The organism is Saccharopolyspora elongata (assembly GCF_004348985.1).
GTDB lineage: Bacteria > Actinomycetota > Actinomycetes > Mycobacteriales > Pseudonocardiaceae > Saccharopolyspora > Saccharopolyspora elongata.
This window is the reverse complement of sequence record NZ_SMKW01000038.1, coordinates 75551-91653: the sequence shown is the minus strand read 5'-3', so window position 1 is coordinate 91653 and position 16103 is coordinate 75551. Positions and strand designations below refer to the sequence as shown.

The 16103-nt window shown below is 70.0% G+C and carries 15 protein-coding genes; 9 read left to right on the top strand and 6 right to left on the bottom strand.

The genetic code is table 11. The features are described from left to right. The first annotated feature begins 278 nt into the window (after positions 1-278). On the top strand, positions 279-1226 hold the full coding sequence (locus E1288_RS26275; RefSeq protein ID WP_132489528.1) for an ABC transporter ATP-binding protein: 948 nt from the start codon (positions 279-281) through the stop codon (positions 1224-1226). Beyond that, complete coding sequence (locus E1288_RS26270) at positions 1223-1948, top strand: hypothetical protein (protein ID WP_132489527.1); 726 nt, start codon at positions 1223-1225, stop codon at positions 1946-1948. Before E1288_RS26275 ends, E1288_RS26270 begins: the two co-directional genes overlap by 4 nt. 358 nt (positions 1949-2306) lie before the next feature. Here E1288_RS26270 and E1288_RS26265 read toward each other — a convergent pair whose 3' ends face one another. Beyond that, positions 2307-2774 carry a universal stress protein gene (locus tag E1288_RS26265; RefSeq protein WP_235883813.1) on the bottom strand — a complete coding sequence of 156 codons (468 nt, stop codon included), beginning with the start codon at positions 2772-2774 and terminating at the stop codon, positions 2307-2309. A gap of 235 nt (positions 2775-3009) precedes the next feature. On the opposite strand from E1288_RS26265, the gene E1288_RS26260 reads away from it, so the two are divergent. The 3 genes from E1288_RS26260 to E1288_RS26250 all read left to right on the top strand — a co-directional run bounded on the left by E1288_RS26260 (position 3010) and on the right by E1288_RS26250 (position 4836). Beyond that, on the top strand, positions 3010-3579 hold the full coding sequence (locus E1288_RS26260) for a hypothetical protein (protein ID WP_235883812.1): 570 nt from the start codon (positions 3010-3012) through the stop codon (positions 3577-3579). Between the two features lie 143 nt (positions 3580-3722). After that, the gene (trmB, locus tag E1288_RS26255) at positions 3723-4367 is read left to right on the top strand and encodes a tRNA (guanosine(46)-N7)-methyltransferase TrmB (RefSeq protein ID WP_235883815.1); all 645 of its coding nucleotides are present in this window, start codon (positions 3723-3725) and stop codon (positions 4365-4367) included. A gap of 115 nt (positions 4368-4482) precedes the next feature. Next, on the top strand, positions 4483-4836 hold the full coding sequence (locus E1288_RS26250) for a YybH family protein (protein WP_132489524.1): 354 nt from the start codon (positions 4483-4485) through the stop codon (positions 4834-4836). Here the strand turns inward: E1288_RS26250 and E1288_RS26245 are convergent. Continuing rightward, a complete protein-coding gene (locus E1288_RS26245; RefSeq protein WP_132489522.1) occupies positions 4833-5423 on the bottom strand; it encodes a GNAT family N-acetyltransferase in 591 nt (196 codons plus the stop codon). The genes E1288_RS26250 and E1288_RS26245 overlap by 4 nt on opposite strands. A gap of 87 nt (positions 5424-5510) precedes the next feature. Beyond that, positions 5511-5942, bottom strand: a complete 432-nt coding sequence (locus E1288_RS26240) for a nuclear transport factor 2 family protein (RefSeq protein WP_235883814.1) — start codon at positions 5940-5942, stop codon at positions 5511-5513. Positions 5943-6192: 250 nt separating this feature from the next. On the opposite strand from E1288_RS26240, the gene E1288_RS26235 reads away from it, so the two are divergent. Next, a complete protein-coding gene (locus tag E1288_RS26235; protein ID WP_235883811.1) occupies positions 6193-7413 on the top strand; it encodes a nitric oxide synthase oxygenase in 1221 nt (406 codons plus the stop codon). 291 nt (positions 7414-7704) lie between these two features. Here the strand turns inward: E1288_RS26235 and E1288_RS26230 are convergent, their stop codons facing one another. Together E1288_RS26230 and E1288_RS26225 are read right to left on the bottom strand one after the other, a co-directional pair. Continuing rightward, on the bottom strand, positions 7705-9930 hold the full coding sequence (locus E1288_RS26230; RefSeq protein ID WP_165968266.1) for an FtsX-like permease family protein: 2226 nt from the start codon (positions 9928-9930) through the stop codon (positions 7705-7707). Further along, positions 9927-10634: an ABC transporter ATP-binding protein gene (locus E1288_RS26225; protein WP_132489520.1), complete on the bottom strand. Its 708-nt coding sequence runs from the start codon at positions 10632-10634 to the stop codon at positions 9927-9929. Before E1288_RS26225 ends, E1288_RS26230 begins: the two co-directional genes overlap by 4 nt. A gap of 273 nt (positions 10635-10907) precedes the next feature. Between E1288_RS26225 and E1288_RS26220 the strand changes: the two genes are divergently transcribed. The 3 genes from E1288_RS26220 (at position 10908) to E1288_RS26210 (ending at position 15095) form a co-directional block, all read left to right on the top strand. Next, positions 10908-12707, top strand: a complete 1800-nt coding sequence (locus E1288_RS26220) for a sensor histidine kinase (RefSeq protein ID WP_132489518.1) — start codon at positions 10908-10910, stop codon at positions 12705-12707. Then, positions 12704-13360 carry a response regulator transcription factor gene (locus E1288_RS26215; RefSeq protein ID WP_132489516.1) on the top strand — a complete coding sequence of 219 codons (657 nt, stop codon included), beginning with the start codon at positions 12704-12706 and terminating at the stop codon, positions 13358-13360. Before E1288_RS26220 ends, E1288_RS26215 begins: the two co-directional genes overlap by 4 nt. A gap of 403 nt (positions 13361-13763) precedes the next feature. Next, entirely contained in the window at positions 13764-15095 is a 1332-nt protein-coding gene (locus tag E1288_RS26210) for an amidohydrolase family protein (RefSeq protein WP_207954557.1), read from the top strand. A gap of 266 nt (positions 15096-15361) precedes the next feature. On the opposite strand, the gene E1288_RS26205 is transcribed toward E1288_RS26210, so the two are convergent. Next, complete coding sequence (locus tag E1288_RS26205; protein WP_132489514.1) at positions 15362-16045, bottom strand: SDR family oxidoreductase; 684 nt, start codon at positions 16043-16045, stop codon at positions 15362-15364. Positions 16046-16103 lie beyond the last annotated feature (58 nt).

Below are 16103 nucleotides of genomic sequence, written 5' to 3'. Positions count from 1 at the left end.
CTCGACCAACCGCCACCGCGCCACCCGCCACGACGTCGGACGAATCCTCGCCACCGGCCAGGCCTACCAACGCCCCACCCACCACAAGACAGGCACCAAACCCAGGCGCAAGGGTTAAAGATCAAGCTGAGGCCGTCATCCCGCAGGATGGGGGCGACTACGACTCAGGTCTGACCCGAGGTCCAGACGCTGGGTCGATGCGGGCGCACGGGGCGACCGGGCACCCTTTGTGGTGTGGCCCGGTTGGGCCGCGGCATTGTCGGCTTACAGGAGTGATCATGATCGAGGCGATCGGCCTCACCAAGCGCTACGGCCCGAAAGTCGCGGTGAACAACCTGTCGTTCACCGTGAAGCCCGGCCGGGTCACGGGTTTCCTCGGCCCCAACGGGGCAGGCAAGTCCACCACCATGCGCATGATGCTCGGCCTGGACCGGCCGACGTCCGGTGAGGTGCGCATCGACGGCAAGCCCTACCGCGAGCTGAAGAACCCGCTGCGCACCGTGGGCGCGCTGCTCGACGCGAAGTGGGTGCACCCCAACAGGTCGGCGCGCACCCACTTGCTGTGGTTGGCGAAGTCCAACGGCCTGCCCGCGAAGCGCGTCGACGAGGTCCTCGGCATGGTCGGCCTGGAAGAGGTCGCGAACCGCAAGGCGGGCGGCTTCTCGCTGGGCATGTCGCAGCGGCTCGGGATCGCGACCGCCCTGCTCGGCGATCCGAAGATCCTGTTGTTCGACGAGCCGGTGAACGGGCTGGACCCGGAGGGCATCCACTGGATCCGGCGGTTCATGCAGGGCCTGGCCGCCGAGGGGCGCGCCGTGTTCGTCTCCAGCCACCTGCTTTCCGAAATGGCCCTGACGGCCGAGGAACTCGTTGTGATCGGCCGCGGCGAGCTGATCGCGCAGTGCAGCACCCAGCAGTTCGTGGACAACGCAGGCACCCAGGGCGTGCTGGTGCGCTCGCCGGGGGCAGCACAGCTGCAGCAGCTCATGAGCGCGCAGGGACTGAGCGTGCGGTCGACGGCCCAGGACACGCTGGTCGTCGACGAGGCCGAGACCGAGCAGATCGGCGAACTCGCCGCACAGCACGGGATCGTCCTGCACGAGCTCACCGCGCAGCGGAGCTCGCTGGAGGAGGCCTTCATGCAGATGACCGGCAACGCCGTTGAATACCAGACCAATCTCGGCGCCGCCGCGTCCGCGCTGAACACCTCGGGGGTGGCCCGATGACCCTGCTCGCCGTCGAACGCATCAAGCTCTTCTCCACCCGGTCGCCGTGGTGGTGCACCTTCCTCGCGCTGGCGTTGACCATCGGCTTCACCACCCTGTTCGCGTCCCAGCTCGAGAACGAGATGTCGCTGTCGATGACGCAGGCCGGCTACCAGTTCGGCCTGATGGTGGTCCTCGTGCTCGCCGCGTTGTCGATCACCACCGAGTACCGGTTCGGCACGATCCGGGCGACCTTCCAGGCGGTGCCGAACCGGACCGCCGCGCTGCTTGCCAAGACCGTCGTCGTCGCGCTGGTGGCGCTGATCATCGGCGAGGTGGCCGCATTCGGCTCGTGGGGAGTCGCGAAGCTGCTGGCACCGGGCGCGGATCTCGCCTTCGCCACGAGCGACGACTGGCGCCAGGTCGCCGGGGTCGGCCTGGTGTTCGCGATCGGCGCGGTGCTGGCGGTCGCGGTCGGCGCCATGCTGCGGCAGACGGCCGGCGCGGTTGCCCTGCTGCTGCTCTGGCCGCTGCTGGTGGAGAGCCTGGTCGGACTGATCCCGAAGATCGGGGCCGACGTGCAGAAGTGGATGCCGTTCAACGCCGCCGCCCACTTCCTCTCGGGCACCGACGGGGTCGGCGACATGCCGTTCGGCCCGTGGGGCGCGCTGGCCTACTTCGCGGCCGTCGCGGTGGTCCTGTGGGTGATCGCTTTGATCATCGTTCGGCGGCGCGACGCCTGACCAGCGAGAACCGAAGCGGCTGTGGAACCTTTCATGATCAACTATAGAAATGCCCAGTTGGGCACGGGATAGCAAAACGTTACCCGGCCCGGCCGAGAGTCTGATCACGTCAACCGATAGGATCAGCGGCAAGATCGAGCCGCAGACGTCGCCTCCCGGTGCGTGCGGCACCGCAGGGTCCGCTGTGGACACCGCGCGAGGCTGACGACGGGGCCGACTGGCACAACCGAATTCGACCGACTGCAACAGCGCTCGGGGGCGCCGGCGGTCGGGACGGGGGAGGGCCCGGGCTGTCATTCGGGGGATGGCCCGGGCCCTGTGCTTTCCGGATGTCCGCGGCGGCTCCGACGGCCTCGCATCAGACGCTGGGGCGGACCACCAGGACCGGGCAGGCTGCGTGCCGGACGCATTGCTCGGCGACCGAGCCCAGCATCAGGCCCGCGAACCCGCCGCGCCCGCGGTGGCCGACGACCAGCAGGTCCGCTCCCCGCGATGCCGACAGCAGCGCCTGCGGCGACGGCGAGTGGACGACGTGTATGTGGACTGGGAGATCGGGATGTTCACCGAGCTTGTTGGCCACGATGCGTTCCGTGTCGGCCAGGACCGACTGCTGGAACTCGTCCATGCTCGGCACGACGTTCGGCGGGCAGTCCGCCGGGCGTGGTGCGGTCCGGAAGCTCCAGGCCCGCACGACGTGCAAGGGGACGCTGCGGCGCCGGGCCTCCTCGGCCGCCACGATCAAGGCGCGCAGCGACGATGCGGAACTGTCCACGCCGACGACGACACCGCCGTCGATCTCCACCTGTTGGATCGTCTGGTCTGGCACCCTCCCACTTCAACCGCATCCGGGTGACTTGTCGAGTCGACCTGCGGGGTCTCAACCGAACACGTTGTAAACATGTGACTTTTGACACAATCGACATGCTCGCGTCATTCTTTGTATCCGCTGTGGTAAGGCATGAGTAAGGGATGTCCCGAACCAGCGTCGCTTGGGGGCATGCGCTGGCCGAGGGCGAGTTCGTGGCTCGCAACTTTCTCAACAGCAGAAGGGTGGGCCGAGGGTGCAATCGAAGGAAATCCCGGCAGTTCCGGCGCAGCAGGACGGTGCGCGAGTTCGTTCGACGGACGACGTCCAGCTGGAGCCGGTGCCCAGGCTCGAATGGTCGCTGGCCACCGAAGCACACCCACCCGCGCTGGAGGCGGCGACACCAGCATCGCTGCGTCGGAGCTGGATCCACACCGCGCCCGAACACCAGGTGCTCGAACTGTTCCGCAAGCTGCACGGCGCCAAGCGCCGGCTGCCGGCCCCGTGGTGGCTGCGGGCGCTGGATCGCGGCGAGATCGAATCGCGGAAAACGGCGTTCGAGATCGAGGACGAGGCGCACGCGGTCCTCGGCACGCGACCGGGCTGGGTCTTCGTGCCCTGGGCCGGCATCGGCGAGGCCGGGTACTGGGAGTTCGCGCCGTCGGACCGGGCACCGATGCGGATGCCGACCACCGTGGTGCTGACCGACGAGCACCGGGGCTGGCTGAACGTGGTGCCGGCGCACGGCGAGACCGAGCCCGTTCCGGTGCCGGTCAAGCGGTCCACCGGCCTGGTGTCGATGCTGGGGCAGATCGAATCCTGGTGATCCACCGGCCCCGCCGCCCGGACGAGTGGGTTCGGTCGTCGGGGCCCATCACCGGTTTGCGATACTGAGTCCCCGTGAATGCCTCTGACCAGCAGGTTCCGTTTCGTCGTACCGTCGTCAGCTACGTCCAGCGCGGCGAGCGGATGACGGTGGGCCAGCAGCGCGCCTGGGATCGCCACTGGTCCGAGCTGGGTTCCGAGGTGACCGCGCTGCCCGAGGGCCCGCTGGACCTCGCGGCCTGGTTCGGTCGCTCGGCGCCGGCGGTGCTGGAGATCGGCTCCGGCATGGGCGAAACGACCGCGCAGCTCGTCGCCGCCCAGCCCGACGCCAACTACGTGGCGGTCGAGGTCTACAAGCCGGGGCTGGCCCAGCTCATGCTGCGGGCCGAGAAGCTGGAGATCACCAACCTCCGGTTGCTGCGCGGCGATGCGATCGTGCTGCTTCGCGAGCACATCGAGCCCGCGTCGCTGGCCGAGGTGCGCATCTACTTCCCCGACCCGTGGCCGAAGAAGCGGCACCACAAGCGCCGTCTCGTGCAGCCCGACTCGGTTCGGCTGATCGCGTCCCGGCTCGCGCCCGGCGGCGTGCTGCACCTCGCGACGGACTGGGAGAACTACGCCGAGCAGATGCTGGAGGTCTGCCAGGCGGAACCGCAGCTGCGCAACCGGTACGCCGACGAGCCGGGCGGTTGGGCGCCGCGGCCGGAGTGGCGACCGGTCACGAAGTTCGAGAACCGGGCGCACGAAGAGGGCCGCGAAATCCACGACCTGATCTTCGAGCGCGTCTAAGCGGTTCCGCGGCAGACCTCGGCGAGCTGCTGCCGCCCGGGATCGGTTGTCGTGTCGGATCTTTCTGCCACCGTGTGCTCGGAACGAGTTCTCTGAGCAGAGGGGGACGAGCGCGATGACCATTGACCGCCAGCGCGCAGCGCAGCCGGAGGACCTCAACCGGTTCGTGCTGGAACGGCTCAACGCCGGCGACGTCGACGGACTGGTGGCGCTGTACGAGCCCGACGCCGTGCTGATCGTCCCGACCGGGCGAGTTGTCGGGCACCGGGAAATCCGCGCGGCGTACGAGCAGCTCGTGGCGGCCAAGCCCGAGTTCGCGCCCGGCGAGACGCAGCCCGCGATCCGGAACGGCGACCTGGCGCTCACCTCGGTGCGGCTGGCCGACGGCGGCGTCACCGTCGAGGTGGCCCGCCGTCAGCCCGACGGCACCTGGCTCTGGGCTATCGACCAGCCCAACCTGCTCGGCTAGGCCTCGTCGCGCCGGTCGCCGGAAGGTGTTTCGCCGAGACCGTGCCGCTCCGCGAACTCCGGGGCCGTCACGCCCATGACCACCAGGTCGTGGTGACGACCGGCGAAGAATTCGTGTTCGCGCAGCAGGCCCTCCTCGATGAAGCCGAGCGTGCGGTGCAGCGCGAGCGACGCCTCGTTGTCGGCGTAGATCTGCGCCTCGCACTTGTGGTACCGGCGCTCGCCGAACATGAAGCGCAGCAGGAGCACGACCGCTTCGGCCGCATAGCCACGCCGTTGGTACTGGTCGTCGATAGCCACGCCGTGGGAGAACCGGCCGGTGCGCGGATCCGCGTCATGGGTCGAGACGGACCCGACCAGCGCACCGCTGTCCAGCGCCTCGATCACCAAGCGGAGCGAGTCGCCGACCGGTTGCGCGGCGGACTGCTCGGCCGTCCACGCGCGATATCCGTCGGCCGAGCGCGGCGGGTAGAGCGTGTCCGCCGATCGCTGGTGCTCGGAGTGCGAGTCCATCCGCATGAACGCTCGCCAGTCCTCGGGCTCGATGCCGCGCAGCCGAACGAGCCGGCCCGTCCAGAAGGAGCTCATCCGGCTATCCCAGCAAGCGTTTCGCCCTCGCGTCCAAGGCTTTTCCGCTCTCTGCGCGCAATGTCAACCGGCTTGGACGAGCGCTGGTCACGCGTTCGTGCAGGCTTCCGCGATCTCTGCGGTGTCCCAGTAGAACGGGCGGATGTCGCTGATCTGCCCGTCCTGGATCTCGATCGTTTGCAGGATGGGGAATTCGAGCCGGCGGCCGGTCGCCCGGGAGCGCGCTCGGACCTGGGTGAGCACCACCAGCGGTCCGGTCGTGTCGCTCGGCGTCAGGAAGTCCTGCGCCAGCATCTCGAACGATTCCCAGGTTCGGCTCATCTCGAGGAAGAACCGTTCCATGCCCTGGTGGCCTCGCCAGCTTCCGCCGTAGGGCAGCGCCTCGGCCTGGTGCAGGACGACCTGCGGCGAGAAGAACTCGGCGAGCGGTTCGAAGCTCGCTTCGCCGGGCCCGCCGGCCGCCAGGTACTCGGCCTCCGCCGCGTACATGCCCTCCAACACCTGCATCTTCGTTTTCATCGCCGTCACGCGTCCAGCTTTGCCGCGCGGGAGGCCGGATGCTGGCGGTGATCAGACACCGCACTTGGTCTGGCCATCCACGACAAACAGCAAGTTGTTCACTCAATTGGGCGATCAAGCGTCGCGACCTGCGCGTCGATAGGAGTCACGATGAGTGGGTTGCCGCGCGATCGTGGTGTTGTGAATTCACCGAAAAGAAGAATGCTCATGTAGTGACGAGTGAGCGACGATCGCGACTACCTTCCGGCCCGTGACGGATATCCGTGATGAAGTCATCCCGACCCAGCAGCGCCCGCCGGGCACCGGTGGCGAATACGCCACCAGCACGAGCCGACTCGTCGCCGATCGGCCCGAACCGACCACGGATATCTCGGCGGCCGAGCAGTTCCTGCGGGCCTTCCACGACGCTCATCCCGAGGCAGGCTCCCTGTCCCAGCGCCTGGCCGAGGTGCGCCAGGAGTTCGCCGATACCGGTACCTACCGCCACACCAGCGAGGAACTCGCCTACGGCGCGCGCGTCGCGCTGCGCGACAGCGGGTGGTGCACGAGCGGTGTGCCGTGGCGCCGGCTGAAGGTCCGCGATCTTCGCGGCCTGCGCAACGCCTCAGCGATCGCCAGCGAATGTTTCGAGCATCTCCGGCTGGCCACCAATGTGGGCCGGATCCAGCCGCTGATCACGGTTTTCGCCCCGGACTCGCCGGATAGTCCCGGCCCGTGCATCTGGAACGAACAGGTCGTCCGGTACGCGGGCTACGCGTTGTCCGACGGCGGCGTGCTCGGCGACGCCCGGTACAGCGGATTCACCGCCGAAGCCCAGCGCCTCGGTTGGAAACCGCCGACCCAGCGCGGGCGCTTCGACCACCTGCCGCTGGTGGTAGAGACCGCCCACGAAGGCCCAAAACCGGTGACCGTTCCGCGGGACGTCGTGCAGGAAGTCCCGTTGGAGCACCCGGAGCTCCCGTGGTTCGTCGAGCTGGGCCTCCGTTGGCACACGGTGCCCTTGATCAGCAACATGCAGCTGCTCATCGGCGGCATCCGGTACCCGGCTGCGCCGTTCAACACCTGGTTCGTGGGGACCGAGATCGGCACCCGCGGCCTGGCCGACGAGAACGCGTACGGCGTCACCCGGCACGTGGCCGAACGGCTGGGCATGGACACCTCCACCGAACGAACCCTGTGGCGGGACCGGGCGATCGTCGAGATCAACCGGGCCGTGCTGTTCTCGTTCGACTCCGCGCGCGTCACGATCACCGACCACCACAGCGAGGCACTGCACCGGCTGGCCTGGTTGCGTTCCGCGCCCCGGACCGGTGCCTCCCGGCCGATGTTCACCGTCACCACGGAAGCGACCCGGCGTGCCCGGCAGGGAGCACCGAGTGGCTTCCGGTCCCCCGAACCGAGCCGACCGCGGTACGACGTGCTGGCCCGGATGAACCGGCGTTGCCTGGGAACCGGCCTGCCCGAGGACTGACCCGCGCACCGGCCTGCGACGCACCTCTCCGGGCCGCGACGCGATCCATGATCTCGGGGAGAACCGAGCTGAGCGACATGAGCAGCAGCACCGCGAGGGCGATGAAGGCTCCGATTCCAGAAACGATGTTGGCGAGCATCTCTGACCTCCCTGGTCTTTCCTTCCGACTCTTCAAGCATCACGTTCGGGACAGGTTCAGCGGATCGGTCATGTGGTCGGCCCCGGATGGCCATCCGGCCAGTCCCGCGCGGGCGGAACTGGCCGGATGGTCGCTGGCGGGGCGCTCGCCCACTACTCGTCGGCGATGGGTTCGCTGCTGATCCTGCGCAGCATCGGGCCGCTGGTAGAGGCGGCGAGGACCGCGACGGCCACACCGATCACGACCGGCGCGAAGATCCAGCCGCTGATCACCACCGGGGTGTCATCCCCGAACAAGGTCAGCATCGAGGCCCCGATCGCGATGCCGCCCGCACCTGCGGTCAGCGTCGCGACCAGCGCGGGCAGCGCTGCCTCGGTCCGCAGAGCGCGCCCCAGCATGCGCACGGGGGTCCCCGCGGCGATCAGCGCGCCGAAGGTGCGTCGGCGATCGACCACCGACGACGCGGCGGTGATCGCGGCGCTGCTGCCCGCGATCAGGGACGCCAGCCCCAGGCCGATCGCGGTCACGCGCTTGAGGTCGCCCAGCATCGTCTGCTGGTCCTCCAGCCGCAGCTCACGGCTCAGAAAGGTCTCGGCGGGCATTGCCGCGGCCAGCGCGGTCCGCACCTTCTCCCGGTCGGCGTCGGTCGCCGGGTTCACCACCAGCGTCGACTCGCCGACGTTCGCGACCTCCGGCACCAGCTCGGGGTCGATCAGCACCGAACCGCTCAGCTCGGGGTCCTGGCCGCCGAGCGGCCGGGTCACGACGTTGGCGGGCAGGTCGAACGTCTTCGGCTCCTCGTTGGAGCCCACGGCCGGGTAGGCCCGGAGGCGCAGCCCAGAGGTCTGCAGCCGAGTGGCCGGATCAGCGCGGATCGCCGGCGGGCCCGCGCACACGCCAACGGCCATCCGGGTCACGGCCGCGGCGTCCGGGCAGCTGATCACCAGGCCGGCGTACGCCCCTCCTTCGGAGGTCTCGAGGATGACCTGGTTCGCGCTCACGACCGTGGCGTTCGCACCGCGGCGCTCCAGCTCGCCGACGATGCGCTTCTCCTGGTCGGCCACGGTCGCGGACGGAACGTCCACGTACAGCACGGAGTCCTTGAAGGAACGGCCGCCGCCCGCGAAGGTCTCGAAGCTGGGCAGCAGCGTCAGCGCCATCGACCCGACGAACACCGCGAGGACGATGCCGGACACGGATCGGTAGGCGGCCTTCGGATCGCTGCGCAATCGCCGACCCGCGAGCAGCATCGCCGGCCGCCGCCACATGGTGGCGAACAGCTTGCCGAGCGCGCCGGTCAACCACGGCCCGACGACCGAGGCGGACACCAGAACCGCTGCGAGCGCCGCGAGCATTAACGTCAGGCCACCGGTCTTTTCGGCGGTGGCGAGCCCGAACGCGAAGAACACCGCTGCCGCGGGCAACGCGAGCAACCGCCACGCCTTGGGTGCCTTCCGCGACTGGTTCATCGCCGCGCCGACCGGTGCCTGCACGACGCGGCGCAGACCCAGCACCGCAGCCAGCACGACCAGCAGCGGAATCACGACCGCCACCGCGACGACCGTCGGCACCGACGGGGTGAAGTCGCTCGGCAACCAGGTGCCGCCACCCCACGGGATCTGCGCCCCCGCGAACCGCAGCGGCCAGCTCAGCAGGAGGCCGAGGACGGTTCCCGCCGCCGCGGAGATGGTGGTCTCGGCGGCGACGGTGCCGACCACCTGCCCCGGCGTCGCACCGGCCAGCCGCAGGGCCGCGAGCCTGCGCTCCCGCCTGGCGGCGGTCAGCCTGGCCGCCGATGCGACGAGCACCAGGCTGGGAATCGCGAGCAGCACGATCCCCACCCCCGCAAGGAACGTCAACAGGAAGTCGTCGGTACCGACCGCGATCCAGCCCGATTCCTCGGCCTTGACGGCGTCCAGCGTGCCCGGCTCGTGCCCGACCACCGCGACGAGCTGCTCCGGGAACTTCAGCGAGGTCTCGTCCAGAACTCCGACGACGTTGCCGTCGAAGCGGTTGGCGAGCTCTTCAGGCGGGTGCTGCTTCGCCAGCTCGGCCAACCGCGGCGAAAGCAGGACCTCGCCGGCACCGGGGAAGCTCGGCGCGCCGTCCACCGCGGGCCGGTCTCCCGACACGTCGAGCCGGATGATCTTCTCGTTCTCGAAGAAGTCCAGGCTGGCCTGCGAAACCGCGCCGGAGGGATCGGCGGCGCCGCGCTGCCACGCCGCCCGGTCCATTCGAGCATCCGTCGCGTTCGGCAGGGTCGCCAGGAACAGGACCAGCGCGGTGGCGACCGCAACCCCGGCGGCGGTGAGCAGCGCCGACAGGCGGCTGCGCGAGTCGACGCGCAGCACTCGCAGCGCCAGCTGCACGGGATTCATCCGACCATCACCCCGCCCGCGATCAAGCCGTCGCGGATCTCCACGATCCGCCCCGTCTTGGCGGCCAGATCCCGGTCGTGCGTCACGATGACCACGGCCGCCTGGGTCGCCGCAGCGGCGGCGAACAGCGCCTGCGTGGTCTCCTCGCCGGTGCGGGTGTCCAGGGCGCCGGTCGGTTCGTCGGCGAAGATCACCTTGGGGCTGTGTGCGAGTGCCCGCGCGATCGCCACCCGCTGCGCCTGACCGCCGGAGAGCTCGCCGGGCAGCCGCTTCTCCAGCCCGCCGAGGCCGAGCCGGCCCAGCCAGTCCCGCGCGCCCGCCAGCGCCTGGTTCCGGTTCGCACCGGCCAGCAGCAGCGGCAGCGCCGTGTTCTCCTCCGCGGTCAGCTCGCCGACCAGCATGCCCTGCTGGAAGACGAAGCCGAACTCGTGCCGCCGCAGCGCGCTGCGCTTGGCCTCGCCGAGCTGGTCGATGCGGTGCCCGTCCAGGAGCACCTCGCCGCCGTCCGGGCGCAGGATTCCGGCCAGCACGTGCAGCAGCGTCGTCTTGCCGGAGCCCGACGGCCCGACGATCGCCATCACCTCACCGGTGTGGATCGCGAGGTCCACCCCGGCCAGCGCCCGGTAGGAGCCGTAGTTCTTGACCAACCCGCGCCCCACCAGGAACGGCTCCCCGGGCCGCCGGTCGACGATTGAAGCCGACATCTTCCTTCCTCCTGCTCGTTTCGCGCCGCTAACGCCGTTCGTCGCCGTGCTGGCCCGTGCTCGCCGTGCCTGCGGTTGCTCGTGTTCGGGCCGCGGTCCGGATCTCGGGGCCCCACCGGTGCGGGACCTGCTGGATTCGAGATTGGCGGTCGGCGGCGGATTCCGGATCGGCCTCGGGGCCGCTGATCGACGCGCGAGGGTCGGCCGATCGGCCAGGGCATTCGAACCATTCGGCCAAGGTGTTCGAATCGGGCCACCGGTTACGGTCGAGCCGTGAGCAACATCGCGACGAGCCCCGGACCCGGGCCGACCGCCCCGTGGTGGCGCCGGCTCGGTGATCTCCTGCGCGAGCAGTGGATCTTCGCCGGGCTGCTCGGGTTGATCTGGCTGGGGAACACGCTGGGGTTGTTCGAAGACGACATCGTGCTGATCCCAGGGATCACCGCGATGGCGCTGCTGGCGATCCTCGGTCGCCGCGCGCCAGTCTGGTGCGGGCTCGCGGCCGCGGCCGTGCTGTGCGGCAACACGGTGGTCGGCCGGCTGAACGGCGCGTACTTCCACTCCCTGGGGCTGGAGAAGATCACCCCGACCGAGAACCTGGCGGGCCTCCTGCTGGTGCTCTACCTGTTCCGGTTCCGCCCGCTGCGCAAGGCCATCCCCGTCACCGCGGCGCTGGTGGTGGCCTGCGTCGCATCGGTGCTGGTGCGCCTCGACTCGTCGTGGGCCTACCCGGGGATGGTGTTCGGCCAGACGCTGAGCTTCGGCTTCCTCCAGCTGATGCTCACCGCGGGCACCGGCATCTACCTGCGCAGCCGACGGTCCGCGCCGGAAGAATCCCGGGAAACCCCGTTGCGTGCGCTGGTGCGCCGGCAGTGGCCGGTGATCGCGGTGCTGGGCGCGCTGGTCTTCTTGGAATTCACGAAGACCGGGTACGACTCGCTGATCAGCGGCGTGGTCTTGCTGCTGTGCGGTGTCGTGATGTCGGTGCTGGCCGTCGTCGGGCCGGTCCGGCCGTTCGAAGCGGCGGTGCTCGGAGCCACGGCGCTGGCGCTGACCGCGTTGATGATGCGCTTCTGGGGGCTCGCGGCCGACGTCAGCATGATCGGCGGTATCCCGCTCGCCTCCACCGGAGCGGGAATGCTGCTGATGACCTACGCCACCAGGCACGCGGAGCCGCAGCGCGCGTTGCTGGCGGGCGTCTCGCTGGTCGGTTCGGCGCTGTTCGCCCTGTTCGTCATACCGGTCGACTCGTCGTCGCTCAACGAATTCAACGACTACCTGCAACCGGTCTTCATGGGCGGGTTGCTGCTGGTCATCTCCGTCGGCACCGGGCTGTACTTCCGCGCGCGTGACACGGAGCGCGCGAAGACCGTGCGCAGCGCGGTGTCGGATGCGCAGCAGGCCGAGCGGATGGCCTTGGCGCGGGAACTGCACGACGTGGTGGCGCACCACGTCACCGGCATCGTGGTGCAGGCCCAAGCAGCCCAGATGGTCGCGGAGAAGAACCCGAAGGCGGCGACCGACGCATTGGCCCGCATCGCCGACAGCGGTACCGAGGCGCTGACCGCGATGCGTCGGCTGGTCGCGAGCATGCGCGGCGCGGAACCGGCCGGCGCGTCGACGGCCACCGAGCAGGCCACCACCGACCTCGAAGCGGACCTCGAAGCCCTCGTGAACGCCACCCGGCGGGTTCCGGTCGGCGACCACCGGCCGACCACTGTGGACCTGCGCATCGACCTCGGCCGGGAGATCCCGCCGGAGGTCGCCCGGTCCACCCTCCGCGTGGTGCAGGAATCCCTGACCAACGCCGAAAAGCACGCGCTCGACGCGAGTTACGTGCAGATCGACGTCCACGCCGACCCGGTGAACATCTACGCGCGGATCACCGATGACGGCACGGCGGTACGCCAGCAACCGGTCGGCGGCTCGGGCGGATACGGTTTGGTGGGGATGCGGGAGCGGATCGAGCTGCTGGGCGGCCGGTTCCGGGCCGGTCCCGGAGACCACATCGGTTGGTGCGTCGAAGCAGTTCTGCCGTTGGCGGAGCAGAGCGGGGAAGTGGGACAGCGATGATCCGGGTGTTGATCGCCGACGACCAGGAGCTGGTGCGCGCCGGTTTCCGGATGATCCTGGAATCCCAGGACGACATCGAAGTGGTGGCGGACGTCGCGAACGGCGTGGACGCGGTCCGGGTAGCGCGGGAGAAGCGGCCGGACGTGTGCCTGATGGACATCCGGATGCCCGGGATCGACGGGTTGGAGGCCACCAAGCAGCTGGCCGGCCCCGATGTCACCGACCCGATCAAGGTGGTCGTCGTGACCACCTTCGATCTCGACGAATACGTCGACAGCGCGTTGCGGAACGGGGCGAGCGGCTTCCTACTCAAGGACGCCGGCCCGACGCTGCTGCTGGAGGCGATCCGGGCGGCGGAGCGCGGCGATGCGCTGGTCTCGCCGCAGATCACGGTGCGCCTGCTCAAGCACTTCTCGCAGCCCCGGGTGCAGCGCCGCGCGGTGCAGGCGCCGACCGTGGACCTGACCGAACGCGAGCTCGACGTCGTGCGGGCGACCGCGCGCGGCCTGACCAACGGCGAGATCGGCCAGGAGCTGTTCATGTCGCTGTCGACGGTGAAGACGCACCTCGCCTCCGCGCAGGGCAAGATCAAGGCCCGCAACCGGGTGGAGACCGCGGCTTGGGCCTGGCGCAGCGGGCTCATGGACGAATGATCTTCGCCGCGGCACGCGTTGGCGCGGCTTAGCCGGCCAATTCCGGGCGGCGCGTGCGCCGCGTTTGTGTGCCACGCCGTTGGTTTCTTGCGGTGGAACAGCATTGCCCGGCGAGCCGCGGCGCTGTTCCACCGGCGCTGCTGCACGGCCGAACCCGCCTGCTGCGCCTACCCGTTCGGGGTCGGTCGACCGGTCGGCTGGGACTGACCGATCGAACGAGGTCGACGGGCCGATCAGCCGAGGTCCAGGGGCCGGAGTCCGGCGATTCTGGAGTCATGACGAGGCGCACGCAAGACATCTTTTTCATGGCGGTGCTGGGCGGTATCGCGGGGCTGGCGGGGGTGATCATGTTGCTTGTCATAAGCACGGTGGGCGGCGGATAAGCGTCGGGCAGAATGCGGGCATGTCGATCGCACTGCGCCTGCACGCACCGATGGTTCTGCCCTGCGATCCCGGCTGCTCGATGATCCGGGACGCCGTGGTGGACGTCGACGGCGAGGGTCGCATCGTGTACTGCGGGCCGCGGGTCGGGGCGCCGGAACGTCCGAACGACGCGACCGTCCGGGAATGCAGCGGAATCCTGCTGCCGGGCCTGATCAACGCGCACGCGCACAGCCCGATGACACTGCTGCGGGGGATGGGTGGCGGCCTGCCGCTGCTGCGTTGGCTGCACGAGGTGATCTGGCCCGCCGAGGCTCGGTTGCGCCCGGCGGACGTCCGCGCCGGGATGGAGCTCGGGTGCGTCGAGATGCTGCGGGCCGGCGTCACGACGAGCGCCGAGATGTACTTCATGGGCGAGTCGGTGGTGGAGGCCACCCTGGCGGTCGGTTCGCGCGTGGTGTTCGCATCAGCGGTGATCTCCACGCCGGCGCTGGAGAAGCTCGGCGGCTGGCAGGGCATGGTCGACGGGATCAACCGGTGGATCGACGCCGACGGCCTCCGGTTCGGCCCCGGTGACCGGGTGGAGCTGGCGTACGGACCGCATTCGGCTTACACGCTGCCGCCGGAGGCGCTGCAGACCATCGGCGAGTCCGCGCAACAGCGCGCCGCCCTGGTCCACACGCACGTGGCGGAGAGCGCCGCCGAAGACGCCGAGCAGCGCAAGCAGTTCGGTTCGGTGCCCGCGTTGTTGGAGAAGCTCGGCGTGCTCGACGGCCGGGTGCTCGCCGCGCACGGTGTGCACCTGTCGGACGGCGACATCGAGTTGTTCGCGCGCCGCGGGGTGGGCGTGGCGCACTGTCCGGGATCCAACGCGAAGCTCGCGTCGGGGACCGCACGGCTGGTCGACATGCTTGCCGCCGGCATTCCGGTGGGACTGGGCACCGACGGGCCGTCCAGCAACGACGATCTGGATCTGTGGGAGGAGGTGCAGTTGGCAGGACTGTTCGCACGGACGGTCACGGGCGATGCGACGGCGCTGAGCTCGCGGGCGGCGCTGCTCGCGGCGACGCGAGGCGGGGCCGAGGCGCTGCACCGCGACGACGTCGGTGCGCTGGAACCCGGACGCTGGGCCGACATCGTGCACCTCGACATCGACAACCCGGCGTTCGCCACGGGCCTGGACGCGCCGGACGATCAGGTGTTGGCCAACGTGGTGTGGGCCGCCGGTTCCCGGTGCGTCCGGGACGTCTGGGTCGCGGGTGAAGAAGTGCTGCACGAGCGCGAGCCCACGCGGGTGGACCGGCGCACCGTGCAGGCCACGGCACGCAAGTCCGCGCAGCACATCCGGGGCTGAACCGGGACCACCTGCTCGGACCGGATGCTTCGACCGGTCCCGGTCCCGGTCCCGGTCCCGGGGCAGGGCGCGCTTCGCGAGGCGGCGTCAGCCGCTTGCGGCATGCGGTGCTGCTCGGACTGCGGTGAGGTCGTCCGGCTGGGACGGCTCCGACGTAGCGGCCAGGGCTTTCGCCACGCCGGAGCGGCCACAGCGAGACTGCGGCTCCCGCACAGGGCTTAGGTACCCGCGTCGGCTCATGCGGGCCGGCCCTTGCGGAACGGGCCTCAGGACGGCCGGATGACGATCTCGGTGAGGTGTGCGTCGCCGGTCGCCCGCACCGCGGACACGATCGGCGCGGCGACCGACTCGGGGCGCAGGTAGTGGTCCGGCTCGAACGCCCCGCCCTCCTGGTCGCGGACGGTGCGCTGCATGTCGGTGGCGGTGCGCCCCGGGAACACCGAGGTGACCCGCACGCCGTGCCCGGCTTCCTCGGCGCGGAGCACGTCGGCGAAGGCGCGCAGCGCGAACTTGCTCGCGGCGTACGAACCCCAGTTCGGCTTCGCGGACAGGCCGGCGCCGGAGTTGACCAGCACCACGTGGCCCTTCGCGGCGCGCAGCGCGGGCAGCAGCAGGCGCGTCAGCTCGGTGACGGCGAAGAGGTTCAGCTCGAAGGTGCGACGCCAGGAGTCGCTGGAGGCTTCGGCGACCGAGGCCAGCTCGACCAGGCCGGCACTGTGCACCACCACGTCGAGCCGTTCGATGTCGGCGACCGCAGCGGCCACGGCGTCGTGGTCGGTGAGTTCCACGGGCCACGATTTGGCGCTGGGGAGCTCGTCGACGAGCTCCTGCAGCGCGTTGGCGTCGCGCCCGCCCAACAGCAGGTCGTGCGTGTCGGAAAGCGAGCGGGCGACGGCGGCACCGATGCCTCGCGAGGCGCCGGTGACCAGGGCAATTGGGCGTTCGGGCATGTCCTAACGGTATCGCCGTACGGTTTCGGCCCGGCGACCGGCCGTCCCAATCAGCGGA